This window comes from Devosia rhodophyticola, from assembly GCF_028816475.1.
GTDB lineage: Bacteria > Pseudomonadota > Alphaproteobacteria > Rhizobiales > Devosiaceae > Devosia > Devosia rhodophyticola.
In genome coordinates this window covers 2,077,430-2,095,000 of sequence record NZ_CP118247.1, presented here as the reverse complement: position 1 = coordinate 2,095,000, position 17,571 = coordinate 2,077,430, and the positions used below count along the sequence as shown (strand labels likewise).

14 protein-coding genes (1 of these 14 running past the window's edge) are annotated in these 17,571 nt (G+C 58.9%); 4 read left to right on the top strand and 10 right to left on the bottom strand.

The annotated features are described in order from the left end of the window. Positions 1-898, top strand: the 3' end of a protein-coding gene (locus PSQ90_RS10340) for a M23 family metallopeptidase (protein WP_282210241.1). The gene continues 1,028 nt to the left of window position 1, outside the view; only the last 898 of its 1,926 coding nucleotides appear in the window; the start codon falls outside the window, past its left edge; the stop codon is at positions 896-898. On the opposite strand, the gene PSQ90_RS10335 is transcribed toward PSQ90_RS10340, so the two are convergent. The 5 genes from PSQ90_RS10335 to PSQ90_RS10315 form a co-directional block, all read right to left on the bottom strand. Continuing rightward, positions 895-2,412 carry an MFS transporter gene (locus PSQ90_RS10335; protein WP_282210240.1) on the bottom strand — a complete coding sequence of 506 codons (1,518 nt, stop codon included), beginning with the start codon at positions 2,410-2,412 and terminating at the stop codon, positions 895-897. The two genes, PSQ90_RS10340 and PSQ90_RS10335, sit on opposite strands and share 4 nt — an antisense overlap. Positions 2,413-2,427: 15 nt before the next feature. Continuing rightward, entirely contained in the window at positions 2,428-2,769 is a 342-nt protein-coding gene (locus PSQ90_RS10330) for a VOC family protein (RefSeq protein WP_282210239.1), read from the bottom strand. 75 nt (positions 2,770-2,844) lie between these two features. Beyond that, a complete protein-coding gene (gene clpB / locus PSQ90_RS10325; RefSeq protein WP_282210238.1) occupies positions 2,845-5,457 on the bottom strand; it encodes an ATP-dependent chaperone ClpB in 2,613 nt (870 codons plus the stop codon). A gap of 162 nt (positions 5,458-5,619) precedes the next feature. Then, the gene (locus tag PSQ90_RS10320) at positions 5,620-6,765 is read right to left on the bottom strand and encodes a glycosyltransferase family 87 protein (RefSeq protein ID WP_282210237.1); all 1,146 of its coding nucleotides are present in this window, start codon (positions 6,763-6,765) and stop codon (positions 5,620-5,622) included. A 122-nt stretch (positions 6,766-6,887) separates the two neighbouring features. Then, complete coding sequence (locus tag PSQ90_RS10315; protein WP_282210236.1) at positions 6,888-7,613, bottom strand: DUF4167 domain-containing protein; 726 nt, start codon at positions 7,611-7,613, stop codon at positions 6,888-6,890. A gap of 126 nt (positions 7,614-7,739) precedes the next feature. Between PSQ90_RS10315 and PSQ90_RS10310 the strand changes: the two genes are divergently transcribed. Further along, positions 7,740-7,883 carry a hypothetical protein gene (locus PSQ90_RS10310; protein WP_282210235.1) on the top strand — a complete coding sequence of 48 codons (144 nt, stop codon included), beginning with the start codon at positions 7,740-7,742 and terminating at the stop codon, positions 7,881-7,883. A gap of 76 nt (positions 7,884-7,959) precedes the next feature. On the opposite strand, the gene prmC is transcribed toward PSQ90_RS10310, so the two are convergent. The 4 genes from prmC to PSQ90_RS10290 form a co-directional block, all read right to left on the bottom strand. After that, a complete protein-coding gene (prmC, locus tag PSQ90_RS10305; RefSeq protein WP_282213030.1) occupies positions 7,960-8,802 on the bottom strand; it encodes a peptide chain release factor N(5)-glutamine methyltransferase in 843 nt (280 codons plus the stop codon). A gap of 14 nt (positions 8,803-8,816) precedes the next feature. After that, positions 8,817-9,893: a peptide chain release factor 1 gene (gene prfA / locus PSQ90_RS10300; protein ID WP_282210234.1), complete on the bottom strand. Its 1,077-nt coding sequence runs from the start codon at positions 9,891-9,893 to the stop codon at positions 8,817-8,819. A 143-nt stretch (positions 9,894-10,036) separates the two neighbouring features. Then, positions 10,037-12,301: a phosphoenolpyruvate--protein phosphotransferase gene (gene ptsP / locus PSQ90_RS10295; protein ID WP_282210233.1), complete on the bottom strand. Its 2,265-nt coding sequence runs from the start codon at positions 12,299-12,301 to the stop codon at positions 10,037-10,039. Positions 12,302-12,365: 64 nt separating this feature from the next. After that, positions 12,366-13,628 (bottom strand): aspartate kinase, encoded by a 1,263-nt coding sequence (locus PSQ90_RS10290; RefSeq protein WP_282210232.1) that lies wholly within the window; start codon positions 13,626-13,628, stop codon positions 12,366-12,368. 175 nt (positions 13,629-13,803) lie between these two features. Between PSQ90_RS10290 and ubiG the strand changes: the two genes are divergently transcribed. Beyond that, the gene (ubiG, locus tag PSQ90_RS10285; RefSeq protein ID WP_282210231.1) at positions 13,804-14,547 is read left to right on the top strand and encodes a bifunctional 2-polyprenyl-6-hydroxyphenol methylase/3-demethylubiquinol 3-O-methyltransferase UbiG; all 744 of its coding nucleotides are present in this window, start codon (positions 13,804-13,806) and stop codon (positions 14,545-14,547) included. A gap of 4 nt (positions 14,548-14,551) precedes the next feature. Here ubiG and PSQ90_RS10280 read toward each other — a convergent pair whose 3' ends face one another. Next, positions 14,552-15,448 carry a DUF1003 domain-containing protein gene (locus PSQ90_RS10280; protein ID WP_282210230.1) on the bottom strand — a complete coding sequence of 299 codons (897 nt, stop codon included), beginning with the start codon at positions 15,446-15,448 and terminating at the stop codon, positions 14,552-14,554. Between the two features lie 256 nt (positions 15,449-15,704). Between PSQ90_RS10280 and ilvD the strand changes: the two genes are divergently transcribed. Beyond that, complete coding sequence (gene ilvD, locus PSQ90_RS10275; RefSeq protein WP_282210229.1) at positions 15,705-17,546, top strand: dihydroxy-acid dehydratase; 1,842 nt, start codon at positions 15,705-15,707, stop codon at positions 17,544-17,546. The last annotated feature ends 25 nt before the right edge of the window (positions 17,547-17,571 follow it).

Genomic DNA, 17,571 nt, shown 5'->3' with positions numbered 1-17,571 from the left:
CGCTACGGTCGCCTTGACCGACAAAGGTCAATATGTACTGGGCCTCAAGCCCGCCCCGATCACCTTCCCCGAGGAAGATACCGAAGAGATCAACGTCGCCAACCTGCCCTCGATCTATCGCTCAATTTGGGAAACCGGCCGCAAGCATGATCTCGACGATGCCACGATCAAACACATCATCGGCATGTATGCCTATGATGTGGATATGAACAAGCGCATCGGCGCTGGCGATTCCATTGAAATTCTCGAAACCGAGCCGGATGCCAGCGGGCAGCAGGATCTTCTTTATGTCGGGCTGACGCTTGGCACGAACTTGCGTCAGCTTTATCGCTTTGTTTCGCCCGATGGCGGCGTCAGCTATCTTGATCCTGAAGGTCAAACCGGCAAGCGTTTTCTCAATCGTCGCCCACTCAAGGGCGGCGGCACGCTGCGGTCGCGTTTCGGCTATCGCATCCACCCCATCTTCCACACCCGCAAATTGCACACTGGCGTCGACCTTGCAGCTCCCCGCGGCACACCGATCTATGCTGCTGGCGATGGCGCCATCGAATTTGCCGGTCGGCAATCGGGCTATGGCAACAAGGTCGAGATCAAGCACGTTAACGGTTACGAAACCGCCTATGCCCACATGAACGCTTTTGCCAAAGGCATCAAGGTTGGCACCAAGGTGCGTCAGGGGCAGATCATAGGTTACGTTGGAACAACCGGTTATTCGACCGGTCCGCACCTGCACTTTGAGGTCAAGATCAACGGTAATTTGGTTGACCCGCTCAGCGTCAAGCTGCCGCGCGAAAACACCTTACGAGCGCAGGATCAGGGAGCGTTCAAAAAGGTGGTCGCCCAGATCAATGACCTGATGCAGCGCGCCCCGGCCCCGGTTTCGGTCGCCTCAAACTAGGGTCGACCGTTCAGCGGTTTGCGCTCCAGCGTCCACCAGGCGATTAGCGCAGACGCAAGGCTCAACGCCGCCGTGATATAGGCTGTGGTAGCAAAGGCGCTGTTGGTGGCGGCAACCCGTAGCGCTTCATTGGCAGGGCTCAATGCCTCCTCCGGAGCAAGTCCGAAAAATATCGCCAGTTCCGCAGCGCTTCCCAATGATTGCTCGAAAACCGAGGTCACCACCGGCCCCATCATGGCAACGGCCAAAAGGCCGGCGACGCGCGAAACCGCATTGTTGATCCCTGATGCAACGCCGGTATCACCATCCTCAATCGAGGTCATGACGGCCGTCGACAAGGGCGAAACCACCAGCCCCATGCCGATGCCCAGGACCATGATCGAGGGCAAGGTGCCAAGCCAAAGCAACTGCCAGGGGGCGGTATAGCCCAACCCCGCAAACGCCACGCTGACCAGAACCGCGCCAATCGTGATCGGCCATCCCGCGCCAAACCTGTCTGCCAGTCTACCGCTCAGCGACGACAGGACCGTCAGCATCGCGCCAAATGGCAACATGACCAGTGCCACTTCGGCCGGCGTCGCGCCCCACCCCACAATCACCGTCATCGGCAGAAAAAACAGCACGCCCGACAGTGAAAAATACAAGACGAAAGTCAGCGCCTGCGCACCCGAAAATGCCTTGCTCGCAAACAGCCGCAACGGCAACATTGGCGCCTTGATCCGTGCTTCCCAGATCAGAAATGCGCCAAGGATGACCACGCCAATAGTTCCATACATCAGCGTATGGGATAACGCCGGGACGCTATCGCTACCGTCCCCGGTAAGCCCGTAAACCAGCGCCAGAAGCCCCACACTGGCCAGAACGCCACCAACAACATCCAGATGCCGAACCGGTCCCGGCTCATCCGCGGGAACCTTGGTCCACAACAACCAGAGCGCGATCCCACCGAGCGGCAAATTGACAGCGAACACCAGCCGCCAACCCCAGTCGCCAAGCCAGGTCAGTAACGCGCCGCCGATGATCGGCCCCATGATGGTTGTGAGTGAGGCCGCCGCCGCCCAGACGCCGATCGCCCGCCCCCGCTCGGCCCGCGGATAGGCCTTGGCAATGATCGCCAGACTGCCCGGCACCATGAAAGCCGCGCCCAGCCCTTGGATGGCGCGCGCAGCAATCAACAACGTCGGGGTTGGTGCCAATGCCGACGCAATCGAGGCCAAAACGAACAAGCCAATGCCCAGACCAAAGACCAGACGCAGCCCAAAACGATCGCCGGTCGCCCCGCCCAACAGGATCAATGAACTCAAAAACAGCATGTAGCCGTTTGAAATCCATTGGGCATCAGCCAGCGTTGCCCCCAGATCGGCGCGGATGGCTGGTATGGCAATGGAGATCACCGAACCATCAATGAACCCCATGCTCGACGCCAGAATGGCAGCGATCAGCACAAAGCGGCGCCGGTTGGCAGGACAAAATACCGCCGCCGCACCCGCTGGTTCCGCCTCAGTTGCGCTCATCGCCCCACCCGTACCTCAGTCGGTTTTTACCATCCAGACGGCCATTTCATTGCCGCCTGGTTCGCGAAAATGAAACCGCCGCCCGCCCGGAAAATCAAACTGCGGCCGCGTGATCAGGCCGCCAGCTGCCCGCACGCGCTTTTCGGCGTCATCCAGATCATCACTGCGCACAATGGCCATACTCGCCTCGACCCGCTCGGGCGCCTGATCAATGCCCCCATCAAGACCAGCACCATTGATCGCGTCATAATCGGGACCATAGGAGGTTAGCGACCAGCCAAATGCCTTGACGAAAAAATCGCCCGTTGCCGCGCGATCCTTTGAGGGAAATTCAATGTAGTCAATATGCTCAGCCATGCCTGCTCCTGTTGATCGCCCGTATGACGGTGGGAATAAAAAAGGCCGGTCTTGAAACCGGCCTTTACGCTTTGATCAGGCCGAAGCGCTGGCGCTTTCGACTTCCTGGGGACGCAGGATCAACCCTTCCTCGCCAATATCGACAAGGACATGGGAGCCATCCGAAATTCGGCCCCCAAGAATTTCATCGGCCAGATTATCCTGAACCTCGCGCTGGATCACCCGCTTCAACGGCCGCGCGCCATAAAGCGGATCATAGCCCTCATTACCCAGCCAGTCGCGCGCCAACGGGCTCAACTCGAGCGCAATATCGCGCTCCTTGAGCAATTCGCGCAACCGCATCAGCTGGATATCGACAATCGCGCCCATATGCTGGCGCTCCAGCCGATGGAACAGGATGATATCGTCGATCCGGTTGAGGAATTCGGGTCGGAATGCCGCTTTGACCGAATCCAACACCTTGCCGCGCACCAATTCCACCGTTTCCCCTTCCTTGAGCTGGACCAGATGTTCCGAACCCAGATTGGACGTCATGATGATGATGGTATTTCGGAAATCAACTGTGCGACCCTGACCATCGGTCAACCGCCCATCGTCCAGCACCTGCAGCAGGATGTTGAACACATCCGGATGCGCCTTCTCGATCTCGTCGAAAAGCACAACCTGGTAGGGCCGCCGCCTCACCGCCTCGGTCAGAGCCCCGCCTTCGTCATAACCGACATAGCCCGGAGGCGCGCCGATCAGACGGGCAACGGAGTGCTTTTCCATGAATTCGGACATATCTATCCGCACCATGGCGTGCTCGTCATCGAACAGGAATTCGGCCAATGCCTTGGTCAGCTCGGTCTTGCCCACGCCGGTTGGCCCCAGGAACATGAACGAACCGATCGGCCGGTTCGGATCCTGCAATCCGGCACGCGCCCGGCGCACCGCCCGTGCAACGGCCGCGACCGCATCTTGCTGGCCGATTACGCGCTCACCCAGATGGGATTCCATCTGCACCAGTTTTTCGCGTTCGCCTTCCAGCATCCGGTCAACCGGAATACCGGTCCAGCGTGAAACGACCTGAGCAATGTGGGTTGGCAAAACCACTTCCTCGACCAGAACACTACCCGGTCCAACTTCGCCTTTTTCCGCCTCGGCAACCTTGCGTTCTAGATCGGGAATGATGCCATAGGACAATTCACCGGCGCGCCCGAGATTGCCGACGCGTTGCGCGGCTTCAAGCTCGGTGCGGGCCTTGTCCAGCTCTTCCTTGATCTTCTGGCCACCCTGCAAGCGCTGCTTTTCGTTCTGCCAGCGCTGGGTCAGCCCGGTTGCCTGCTCTTCAATATCGGCTAACTCGGCTTCAAGCTTGTCGAGCCGGGTCTTGGAGGCGTCGTCCGTTTCCTTGCGCAGGGCTTCGCGCTCGATCTTGAGCTGCATGATGCGCCGATCCAACTCATCGAGTGCCTCGGGCTTGCTTTCCACCGCCATGCGCAACCGCGCCGCCGACTCATCAACAAGGTCAATCGCCTTGTCGGGCAGGAAGCGGTCCGCAATGTAGCGGTTGGACAGGGTTGCTGCGGCCACGATGGCTGAATCCGAAATCCGGATACCGTGATGCAGCTCATATTTTTCCTTGAGCCCGCGCAGGATCGAAATCGTGTCTTCGATGGTAGGCTCATCGACAAACACCGGCTGGAACCGCCGCGCCAATGCCGCGTCCTTTTCCACATGCTTGCGATATTCATCAAGCGTCGTGGCACCAACGCAATGCAGCGACCCGCGAGCCAACGCAGGCTTGAGCAGATTTGAGGCGTCCATGGCCCCATCCGATTTGCCCGCCCCAATAAGGGTGTGCATTTCATCGATGAAAAGGATGATCTGACCCTCGGCGCTGTCGATCTCATTGAGCACGGCCTTGAGCCGTTCTTCGAATTCGCCGCGATATTTTGCGCCCGCGATCAGCGCGCCCATGTCCAGCGACATCAGCGAGCGGTTCTTGAGACTTTCGGGCACGTCGCCATTGACGATACGGATCGCCAGCCCCTCAACAATGGCGGTCTTGCCAACGCCGGGTTCGCCAATCAGCACCGGATTGTTCTTGGTGCGGCGCGACAGGACCTGCACCGTGCGGCGGATTTCTTCATCCCGTCCGATTACCGGGTCCAGCTTGCCCTCGCGCGCCGCCTCGGTCAAATCGCGCGCATATTTTTTGAGCGCATCATAGCCGTTCTCCGCCGAAGCCGTGTCAGCGGTCCGCCCTTTGCGCAATTCGTTGATCGCATCATTGAGGGCCTGGGGCGAAACTCCGGCAGCCAAGAGGATTTTGCCCGCATCGGTTTCCTTTTCGACCGTCAGCGCCAGCAACAGACGCTCAACTGTCACAAAGGAATCGCCCACCTTTTGTGCCGCGCTTTCAGCTGTCTCGAATACTCGAGCCAGTTCGCGCGACAAATAGACTTGCGCGCCATCCCCCGAAACCACAGGGATTTTGCCAAGCCCGGCTTCGGTCTGGGCCAGCGCCAGTTTGGCATTGCCACCAGCGCGCCCGATCAGGCCCGCGGCCATCCCCTCTTCGCTATCGTCCAGTAAAACCTTGAGCAGATGCAGGGGCCCCACCTGCTGATGTCCCTTTGCCAAAGCCAGAGTCTGGGCATTCTGAATAAAGCCGCGTGCCCGTTCGGTATATTTTTCAATGTTCAATTCAACTCTCCTTGTCTCGCCCGCCAGCTCGCCCAATGGCACGAAACTGGTCGTCGGAAGTGTTGTCGTCCGGCAGCCCGCTTGCGGCGCTGACCGGTAACGTCCTGAATATAGGAACAACCGCCCCCCCAAAAAAGAGGCAGCCGAACCAAATGCGGTGTCCTATGCGAGAAACAGCAAGGGTAAGATGAGCAACGGGGAAATGGGCAGGCCCACAGCGTTGAGCCCGATCACCAGCTGCGGCAGTCCCCACGCCATGACCACCAGACCATTAAGACCAAGGGGTCCGAATTTGGAGTTGCCGGGCCGTCTCGCGATCAGCAATGCAGCGCACAGCAACAAAGCCAGATCGTAATTGTGCATATAGGGCGTCATCAACACCGTGGCGATCAGCACCATAGCGGCTCGCCGCATCGGATCGAGGACGGCCCGCAAGCGCACAATCAGCACAATGCCAACCAGAACTGCAGCGATGCCATGAATTATCACCGCAAGATCGCCATCCCCAGTCAAAATTCGCACGGCCATGAAGGTTGACGGGATCATCAGGGTAAATAGCCCGTGGCCCGTTTTTTCGAGCAGGCTCAATTCGGGCAGCGTTTTGCCCGCATAGTCGAGCCAGGCCGCAGACCCAAAGATCATTAAACTGGCCAATGCCAGCGACAAACCGCCGACTGCCGCCACCGCAATTGCCCTCCAGCGCTTTTGGAACAGCCACAAAAGCGGCAGCAAAAACCCGCTTTGCGGTTTCATTGTCAAAAGCGAAGCTGCCAGTCCCGCGCCGCCCCCACTGACCCGTCCTGCCGCCAGCGCAATGAGCATGAGACCGGTAAAAAGACTGCCCGACTGTCCGCCATAAACACAGAGAACCGTTGCCGGTGAGGTCAGGATGATCGCGATTTCCAACCCGTCAAATCCGAAGCGTCTCGCCCCATACCAAAGCACTGCCAACCCCAGAACCGACCAGGCAAGGAGTGCGGGATAGAAACCGAGTAGGCCGAAAGGCCAGCTAAACAGGAGCGTAGTAGGCGGATAGGCCCAAACTCGATGACCAATCGGGCTGCCGATGAAATCCAGCTGATAGGCCATGAACGCGTCGGGCACATAAATCTCGCCCCATCGACCCGCGAGGACCATCCTGGCGCTCGACCAGAGATTGATGAAATCGGCGCCCACTGGGCTACCGTCGGAATACAGATAGCCCCTGATCCCCAGGCTATTGGTGATCTGCCCGATCATAAAGCCCAGCAAATGAGCGAGGCTCAGACCCAACAGGACAATTTTGAAATTGCGATGGGATGGAAACATTTGACTCCCAAGGCGCATCCGACAGCGGGTCCGGCAGATTAACCGCAAACCGGCTTAATATGCAGTTACAAAAAAAGGGCCAGGTAAAAACCCGGCCCTTTCGCAATTGACATTTCTTTGGCCTATTCGGCCGCGTTCGACGATCCGCCTGCAGTAATAAAGGCTGGCAATTCGCCAACTTCAGGCTGCGGTGCCTCGCCGGGCTCGGCAGCAACTCCATCGGCCGCCGTAGGGCGACGGCGACGGGGCCGGCGTTCACGCACCTTGCGCGGCTCTTCTTCGCTGGCCACAACAGCGGCTGCCTCAACTTCAGTTGCCGACGTTTCGCCTGTCGCTACTGCATCGTCGCGCTTGGGCGCTTCGGTCGGTGCTGCTTCTGCGGGTGGGCGAGTGCGGGGCTGCCGGGACTCGCGATTATCGCGACCGTCGCGCTGACCGTTGCCACCAGCGGACTGACCGCCATTGCCCTCACCGTCGCCATCAAACTGGGATTGGGGAGCGGGTTGAGGTTGAGGCGATGAAAACCGATTGGTTGGCTCGGGCATATCATCGTCAAGATCGTCGCTTTCGCGGCCGTTTGCATTGTTTTGAGGCTGGGCCGCCGAAACGATGCGGAAATAATGCTCGGCGTGCTGGAGGTAATTTTCCGCCATCACTGAATCGCCCGACGACTGGGCATCGCGCGCCAACTGCATATATTTCTCGGCGATATGGGCGGCGTTACCACGCACCTTCACATCGGGTCCATTGCTCTCGAAATTGCGCGATAACGGATTGACATGCTTGCGTCCGCCGTTGCGCCCACGCGAGCGGTTGTTGTTCTTGTTGTTCTGCTGATTGGGTCTCATCTGGTCGCTTTTTTGTAAACTCGTGAGAAACAAGCGTCACGCTTCTGGCGGACCGGCAAAATGCCCTTGGTCGGCCTTGTCCCGATGATCCTCACGGATCCAAAACATCGGAAATAAACTGGCTTCATGAAGACCTGGAATGCCGACAGCGATGCCACCCCGTCCGATACAATCAGGCCGCGAATTGGAAATTCCAAGACCCTCGCTGCAGCGTGCAGCTATACCAATGATCGGGTGGCCATCCCCGTGGCGCTCATGATGCGCCGTTGACAGCACGGTCAAACTATCTGGTTCGCCATCAATTTCCAAGCGGAAAATAGGTCGCGCCTCGTTTGACGGCACTTATTCACCCATTATTGTGCCCAACAATCACACGATCAAGCCCCGACAAATCGCAAAACCTATTGATACTCAAAAGCCCGGCCTCAGCAAAAAGCGCCATAACAGCAGCACCTTGGTCATATCCGATCTCGACGGCCAACTGCCCGCCCGGCCTCAGGCGTTGGCGCGCCTCCTCCACAATAACGCGATAGGGCACCAGCCCGTCCGGGCCGCCATCAAGTGCCAGCATCGGGTCATGCTCGCGCACATCGCGTGCCAGTGCAGCAATGACCTTACTGGCAATATAGGGTGGATTGGAAACAATCAGATCAAACCGCCGACCCGGCTCCAGCGGTTCGAACCACGACCCCGCCAACAATTCGAGCCGTCCGGCAACGCCATGGGTTGTTGCATTTTGCCCCGCAACCAGCAGCGCATCTGCACTTAAATCAACCGCAATGGCCCGCGCCTGCGGTGCATTGGCCAGTATGGCAATCGGAATGCAGCCCGTCCCGGTCCCGAGATCCAGAATTTCGACTGATTTTTTGCCAATTGCCTCAAGCGCTATATCGACCAGTAATTCGGTTTCCGGTCGCGGCACCAGCGTTGCCGGTCCAAGGGCAAAATCTAGCCCATAAAATCCCTTTCGGCCCAGGATACGCGCCACCGGCTCACCTGCAAGCCGCCGTTGCATCAGCGCTTCAACCTGCCTTTTCTGTTCGGGCGCGACCACATTGGCCTCGTGCACTGCCAGCCCCAGCTCATCCAGATCCAGCGCCGCGCCGGTCAAAAGCTTGGCATCCATATCGGGACCGGCCACGCCGTTGTCCGCCAACTGGTCGCGCCAATGGCGCCAGAGCGCGCCAATCGTGTTGGTCGGCCTCAGTTCGACTGCTCCATTGCCGCCAACTGCTCAGCCTGATGCTCGGTAATCAGCGCATCAATCAGTTCATCCAGCGCTTCCCCGATAATCACCTTGTCGAGCTTGTAAAGCGTCAAATTGATCCGGTGATCAGTAACGCGCCCCTGCGGGAAATTATAGGTGCGGATACGCTCGGACCGGTCGCCCGACCCCACCTGCCCCTTGCGTGCTTCGGCCCGCGCACTGTCGCGCTGTTCGCGCTGCTGCTCATAAAGCCGGGCCCGCAATACCTGCATTGCCAGCGCCCGGTTCTGATGCTGGCTCTTTTGGGCTGACGTCACCATGATTCCGGTGGGCAGATGGGTAATGCGCACCGCACTGTCAGTGGTGTTGACGTGCTGTCCACCCGCGCCCGAGGCGCGCATTGTATCAATGCGGATATCTTCGGGCTTGATCTCGACATCAATGTCCTGAACTTCGGGCAAAACAGCAACTGTTGCTGCCGAAGTGTGGATGCGTCCCGATCCTTCGGTCGCCGGCACCCGCTGAACCCGATGCACGCCGCTCTCAAATTTCAGCCGCGCATAAACACCCTTGCCCGTAACATTGGCGATGATTTCCTTAAAGCCCCCCATTTCGCCGGGGCTCTCTTCCATGATTGAAACCTTCCAGCCCTGGGAGGCAGCATAGCGCTCGTACATGCGGAACAGATCGCCCGCAAACAGCGCCGCCTCGTCGCCGCCCGTTCCGCCACGAATTTCCAGAATTACCGATTTATCGTCGGCCTCATCCCGGGGCAGCAGCAGAATCCGAATTTCATCGACCAGCTTTTCGATGCTTTCGCGCAGCGCGTAAACTTCGGACTCGGCCATTTCGCGCATTTCGGGGTCACCCGATTTCATCAACGCCTCGGCCTCAGCCAGATCGCTTTGCGCCTTCTTGTAGGTAACGATTGGCCCCACAATCGGGGCCAGCTCGGCATGTTCCTTGGAAAATTTGACGAACTCGTCGGGTTCGGCACCACCAGACAATGCCGCCTCAACATAGTTGAACCGCATTTCGAGCGCGTCGAGCTTTTCCTGAGGAAGCGTAGCCATCAATATTCCCTTGTCGGCGGGGTTTCCTCCGCCCTTGTCTCTTAACGCCCAAAACTGGAACGATCAGCAGCGTTTAAGGCGCGCAGACGCGAACTGCAAGCGCAGCACCCGCCCAAGCCGGGACAGTGCCGCCGCCCAAGACCTCAAACCGGCAAATTCTGTTTGTCGATCCACTCTTCGAGCAGCGAGCGAACCGAGACCCCGTCCGCGCCATCCAGCAGCGCCGCAGAAACTGCCTGCCGGATTGGCCCCAACTCCAGATTGAGCACCATTTCCTTGATCGGGCCAATCGAGGCGGGGCTCATCGACAGCCGGGTCATCCCGATAGCCAGAAGCGCCAGCGCTTCTACCGGGCGACCGGCCAGCTCACCACACATGGTAATGGGCACATTGTAGCGCCGCGCCGCATCAACAACATGCCGAAACGCCCGCAATCGCGGCAGGCCTATAGCGTCATACTTGCTCGAAACGCGCGGATTGGCCCGGTCCGAAGCGGTCAGGAATTGCACCAGATCATTGGAGCCAATCGAGACGAAATCTGCCTCGGGCAACAATTGATCCAGTTCGAACAGCAGCGAAGGAACCTCTACCATGACCCCAAGTTCGACCCTGGAGGGCACCAACTGGTCGGCGCGCCGCAGCCGCTCCATTTCCTTGGTAACGATCAGGCGCGTGCGACGAAATTCAAATGTCTCGGTGACCATCGGCACCAAAATCTTGATCGGGTTGCCCTGCGCCGCGATCAGCAGCGCCCGCACCTGGGTGCGCAACAGCCCGGGTCGATCCAGTCCCAGTCGGATCGAGCGATAGCCCATCGCCGGATTTTCCTCGGCGGCTGAGCGCAGATAGGGCACAACCTTGTCGCCACCAATATCGAGCAGCCGGAAAACGATGGGGCGCGTGCCTGCAATGCGCATCGCTTCGGCGTAAAGATCAACCTGCTCCTGCAGCCGTGGCAGTTTCGAAGCGATCATGAACTGCAATTCGGTGCGAAACAGCCCGACCCCGGACGCTCCCGTATCGTCGAGCATTGGCAGGTCTGCCACCAACCCCGAATTATGCAACAGCGTCACCGCCACCCCATCCTTGGTGACTGACGGCAGATCCTTGAGCGCTGCATAATGAGCGCGCCGCTTGGCCGACAGCCGCACCTTGTCGATATAGGTCTGTTCGATATCGGGCGTCGGACGCAGATGGGCGGTACCGGCCGTGCCATCCAGAATAATGTCATCGCCCGTTTCGGACATGGAAACGATGGATTGGGCCTGCCCGACCGCGACAAGCCCCAGTGAACGCGCGACAATGGCCACATGGGCCGTCGCGCCGCCTTCTTCGAGTACGATGCCGCGCAGTTTGGTGCGGTCGTATTCGAGCAGCTCGGCTGGCCCCATATTGCGGGCCACCAGAATGGCATTGTCGGGTAAATTGCGCCCCAGCCCCTGATGATCGCCGGTCAGAATGCGCAACAGCCGATTGGCCAGATCGTCCAGATCATGCAGTCGATCCCGGATATAGGGGTCGGTCTGGCGCAACATCCGGGCCCGTGTGTCGTTTTGAACCCGTTCAACCGCCGCTTCAGCCGACAGCCCATTCTCGATGGCTTCGGTCAGCCGATTGACCCATCCGCGGTCATTGGCAAACATCCGATAGGTCTCAAGGATTTCACGATGGTCTGAGGACGGCTGCATGTCGCCGCGATCGAGCATCGCATCAATCGAAACGCGCATCCGCTCAAGCGCTGAACTCAGTCGTTCCTTTTCCTGGTCGGTGTCCTCGGCGATAAAATTGGTCACGACGACGCGCGGATCGTGCAACACCACCGTGCCCAGCGCGATGCCATCGGTAAAACTGACGCCGTTGAACATGCGAGGCCGCCTGAGATCGATATCGGACCCCGGCTTGATCAGATTGTCGAAATCCGAGGTTGCCACCATCTCGGCCAGAATTGTGGCGGTCGTGAGCATGGCTTCGATTTCGTCTTCGCCATATCGACGCCGCTCGGCATTCTGCACAACCAGAACGCCCAGCGTCTGTCCGGCCCGCAACACCGGCACACCCAAAAACGCGTAATAGGGATCTTCCCCAGTTTCAGGACGATAGGCAAAGGCGGGATGGCTGGGCGCATCATCGAGGCTGAGCGGTTCGGCTTCGGCCGCAATCTGGCCAACCAACCCCTCGCCCAGTCGCAACGTCGTCATATGGACTGATTCTGCGGCCAACCCTTTGGTGGCGAACAGTTCGAGCGCACCATCATCGCGCAAAACGTAAAATGAGCACACATCGGCGCGCATGTTGTGGGCAATCAGCGACACGATCTTGTCGAGACGGTCCTGCGAGGCCAGCGGCTCCGCCATGGTCTCGCGCAATTGCCGCAACAGCACACGCGGGCCGCCAATATTTGTGCCCATATTCCCTATGGCGACCTCAGCCGCCCCCAATGACCCGGGCGCAGCTGAAAGGTCTCAGCCGAGCTCAGGCGTCCTTCTTGTCCAGTCCGTAATAAGTATGCAGAGCCCGGACCGCAAGCTCAGCGTACTGATCATCTATCAAAACCGAAGTCTTGATTTCCGAAGTGGTGATCAACTGAATGTTGATTCCCTTATCCGCCAATGCCCGGAACATTGACGACGCAACGCCCGCGTGAGAGCGCATTCCCACCCCAATAACCGATATTTTGGCACCGCCCTTGGAGCCGACAATCTTGGCGTATTCGATACTATCGTTATTTTCGAGCGCATCGACAGCTTTTTCATATTCACTATCGGGCACGGTAAAGGTGATGTCGGTAACGCTTCCGTCATCGGAGACATTTTGCACGATCATGTCGACAACGATCGAACGATCTGCCAGCGCGCCAAAAATGGCAGCGGCAACGCCGGGCTTGTCCTTGACATCGCGCAGGGTGATCTTGGCTTCCGACTTGGCCAACGTCACGCCCGAAACAATCTGCTTTTCCATGATCTCATCCTCGTCGCAAACCAGTGTACCGGGAATTCCGGGCGTTCCATCGGGCGCCAGCTGGGGCGCCTCGGGATCATCAAAACTCGAGCGCACCACCAACCGCACCTTTTGTGCCATGGCCAGTTCGACCGAACGGATCATCAGCACCTTGGCGCCCAGCGAGGCCATTTCGAGCATTTCCTCAAAGGAAATCTTTGACAGGCGCCGCGCCCTGGGCACGATCCGCGGATCGGTCGTATAGACCCCATCCACATCGGTATAAATTTCGCACCGATCTGCGCCAACGGCAGCCGCCACTGCAACGGCGCTGGTGTCCGATCCACCTCGCCCCAACGTTGTAATGCGTTGATGCGGCGATACACCCTGAAACCCGGTGATCACCGGCACCCATCCCTGACACAGCCGCTCGTCCAGCGTACTCGGTTCAATCCCGGTAATGCGCGCGGCCCCATGAGCGTCATCGGTATAAATGGGCACCTGCCAGCCGGCAAACGAGCGCGACTGGATGCCCATTTCGCTCAAAACGATGGCCATCAGGCCCGCCGTCACCTGCTCGCCCGAGGCGACTACTGCGTCATATTCGCGGGCATCGTGAAATTTGCTGGCTTCATTGACCCAGCCGACCAGCTCATTGGTCTTGCCCGACATGGCCGAAACCACGACCGCAACCTCGTTGCCAGCGTCCACTTCACGTTTGACGTGCCGGGCTGCCTGGCGGATACGTTCCACATTGGCAACCGAGGTGCCACCGAACTTGACGACTATGCGGGCCATGTGTGTCCCCAATGACCACCCGTTGCGACCGGGCGGCAGACTTTATTGATTGGCCGCTGCCATGCCACAAAGCCCGCGCGCAATCAACACTGCTTGATGTCCCGTTGCGCCGCGATGCCGCACTTGCCGCTCACACATCTATCACGTCATATGAACCAAACCAGCGGAGCCAGTAATGACCGAAACCACGATCAACGAGGCCGAAGTCGCCAAATTCACGGCTATGGCCGAGGAATGGTGGGATCCCACGGGCAAGTTCAAGCCGCTGCACAAATTCAGCCCGGTGCGCCTGGGCTATATTCGCGAGCATGCCCTGCGCCATTTCGCCCGCGACGGCGCAACAATGCGTCCGCTCGAAGGGTTGCGCATCGTCGATGTCGGCTGCGGCGGTGGGCTGCTGTGTGAGCCGCTATCGCGCCTTGGCGCCAGCGTCACCGGCATTGATGCTTCCGAGCGCAACATCAAAATCGCCGCACGACACGCCGAACTCTCGGGCGTTGATGTTAGCTATCAAGCTACCACCAGCGAGGCGCTTGTTGCCACGGGTGCCCAATTTGACATCGTGCTCAATATGGAAGTGGTCGAGCATGTCGACAATGTGCCACTTTATATGAAAAGTTGCGCCGATCTGGTCGCGCCGGGCGGTCTGATGCTAACCGCCACGCTCAACCGCACCGCACGCGCCTTCGCGCTCGCCATCGTCGGGGCTGAATATGTTCTGGGCTGGTTGCCCAAGGGCACCCACGACTGGCACAAATTCTTGACGCCCGACGAAATCCGAACCCTGTTAAGCCGCAACGGCCTTGATATCACCGCCGAAACCGGCGTCGTCTATCATCCGCTTGCCGATGATTGGCGCAAATCCAGAGACATGGCGATCAACTATATGATCTTGGCGCAAAAACCTGCCCTGGACTGACCGCTCAGAATTTTGCGCTGCTCAAGCGCAAATAATAGCCATCGGGATCAACAACACGAAAGTCGTTTAGCCCCCACGACTGAGCCTGAAGCGGACCCGAGATCGGCCACCCGCTCGCCACGACGGCACGATAGGCAGCCTCGATATCCTCGAGCTCGAGCACGATCTCGATCCCTTTGCCCAACAGCCCGCCCGGGTTGATCTGAACCGGGTGGTCAGCTGGAAGATTATTTCGATCATTGAGCGCGACGATTGCGCCGTCGCGCCGCATGGCCATGTATGGCTCCGCCTGTCCGGGCAAAGCCGAAAATCCTAATACATCGGTGTAAAATCGCCGCGAAGCTGCCAAATCGTCGACAAACAATTCAAGCCGAAGTCTGGCGTGCGCCCGGCTTTGCTGCTGTAGTTCTTCGACTGTATTGGTGAGGCCCAAAACCTCTTTTTCGCGCATTTGATCGATCTTGGAATGCAGCAGCACGATCTGCTCCTGCATAAGCTCGATTTCGAGTTCGGCCTTGATATTGATGCGATAGTCATTTTCAGCCTGACGCCGATCAATATCCTGCTGGCGGTTCTGGCTCATCATGATGAACGGTGCTGCATATGCCGCCTGAAACGATAGCGCCAGATTGAGCAGAATGAATGGGTAAGGATCCCAGCGCATCACCAGCCCGGTGACGTTCAGCGCTACCCAGACCACCAAAATACTGGTTTGGATGAGAATGAAACGCCACGATCCCATGGTTGCAGCGACCTGATCGGCGATATTTTGCCCGCGCGACAAATCCGCTGGACGCGTAAGCGATTTGTTCTGCCGCTGCTTACGGCGCAGCGCCCGCAAATCCTTCAGCATTTTAGCCTCGGCGTCGCGCAAATGCTTTTTCTGGGCCTTGTCGTCCACGTCTGCACTCCTTGTTCGCCTGAACCGCAATAAACCGACGTCCCAGCGTCTGGCCGAGGCGGCCATCATTCCGCGTTCCGAAAAAGCAATAACGCGTCACCGGAAGTGTCGCCACATAATCTAGTTCAGCGGCAGCTGCCCACGCAGACAGTACCGTACGGTACGGTACGGTTTTTTGTTGCCGCTGACCCTAATTGGGTTTAAAAGGACCGCAACACTAGCTGTCGCGACAGCACTGAACCGCCGAGGAACCTTCATGCCCGCATATCGTTCACGCACCACTACCCACGGCCGCAACATGGCCGGCGCCCGCGGCCTTTGGCGCGCCACCGGCATGAAGGATGGCGATTTCGGCAAGCCGATCATTGCAGTGGTCAATTCCTTCACCCAGTTCGTGCCGGGTCACGTGCATCTCAAGGATCTGGGCCAACTGGTCGCCCGCGAGATTGAGGCCGCAGGCGGCGTCGCCAAGGAATTCAACACCATAGCGGTCGATGATGGCATCGCCATGGGCCACGACGGCATGCTTTATTCGCTGCCCAGCCGCGACCTGATCGCCGACAGTGTTGAATATATGGTCAACGCCCACTGTGCGGACGCCATGGTCTGCATTTCCAATTGCGACAAGATCACCCCCGGCATGCTGATGGCCGCGATGCGCATCAATATTCCGGTGGTCTTCGTCTCGGGCGGCCCGATGGAAGCGGGCAAGGCCATGATCAAGGGCCAGTTGCAGGCGCTCGATCTGGTCGACGCCATGGTCGCAGCGGCCGACGACAGCTACACCGATATTGAAATCGCCACCATCGAAGAAGCCGCCTGCCCCACCTGCGGTTCGTGCTCGGGCATGTTTACCGCCAATTCGATGAACTGCCTGACCGAGGCCCTAGGCCTTTCCCTACCCGGCAATGGCTCGACCCTGGCCACCCACTCGGACCGCAAGCGCCTGTTCCAGGAAGCGGGCCACCTGATCGTTGATCTGGCCAAGCGCTGGTACGAACAGGATGACGCCAGCGTTTTGCCCCGCTCGATTGCCACAAAATCGGCTTTCGAGAATGCTATGGCGCTCGACATTGCCATGGGCGGCTCCACCAATACCGTCCTGCACATTCTGGCCGCCGCCCACGAAGGCGACGTCGATTTCGACATGGATGACATCGACGCCCTGTCGCGCCATGTCCCCGTGCTGTGCAAGGTCGCGCCCGCCAAGCAGGATGTTCACGTCGAGGACGTGCATCGTGCCGGCGGTATCATGGCCATTCTCGGCCAGCTCGACCGGGCCGGCCTGATCAATCGCGACGAACCCACCATTCACGCGGCGACCATGGGCGACGCCATCGACAAATGGGACATTTCGCGCACCAATTCCGAGGCCGTGCGCAATTTTTTCATGGCCGCCCCCGGCGGCGTGCGCACCACCCAGGCTTTTTCCCAGTCCAATCGCTGGGCCGAACTGGATCTGGATCGCACTGCAGGGGTTATCCGCGCGCCCGAGCATCCATTTTCAAAAGATGGTGGTCTGGCCGTGCTCAAAGGCAACATCGCCATTGATGGCTGCATCGTCAAAACCGCTGGCGTTGATGAATCCATCCTCAAATTCACCGGTCCTGCCCGCGTTTTCGAAAGTCAGGACGCCACGGTCAAGGCTTTGCTGCACAACGAAATCAAGGCAGGCGATGTTATTGTCATCCGCTACGAAGGCCCGCGCGGAGGCCCCGGCATGCAGGAAATGCTCTATCCCACCAGCTATCTGAAATCCAAGGGACTGGGCAAGGACTGCGCCCTAATCACCGATGGCCGCTTTTCCGGCGGCACTTCGGGTCTATCCATCGGCCACTGTTCACCAGAGGCGGCCGAGGGCGGCACCATCGGGTTGGTCCGTGAAGGCGATACCATCGAAATCGACATCCCCAACCGCTCGATCAGTTTGCTGGTGTCAGATGATGAGCTGGTCCAGCGCCGCCACGATCAGGAAGCTCTGGGCTGGAAACCCGGGCACCCGCGCAAGCGCAATGTCACGACGGCCCTTAAGGCTTACGCCGCATTCGCCACCAGCGCCGCCCGCGGCGCTGTCCGCGATCTGGGTGACCTGGGCTGAGTAAATATGACCCGGCACCAGTTTG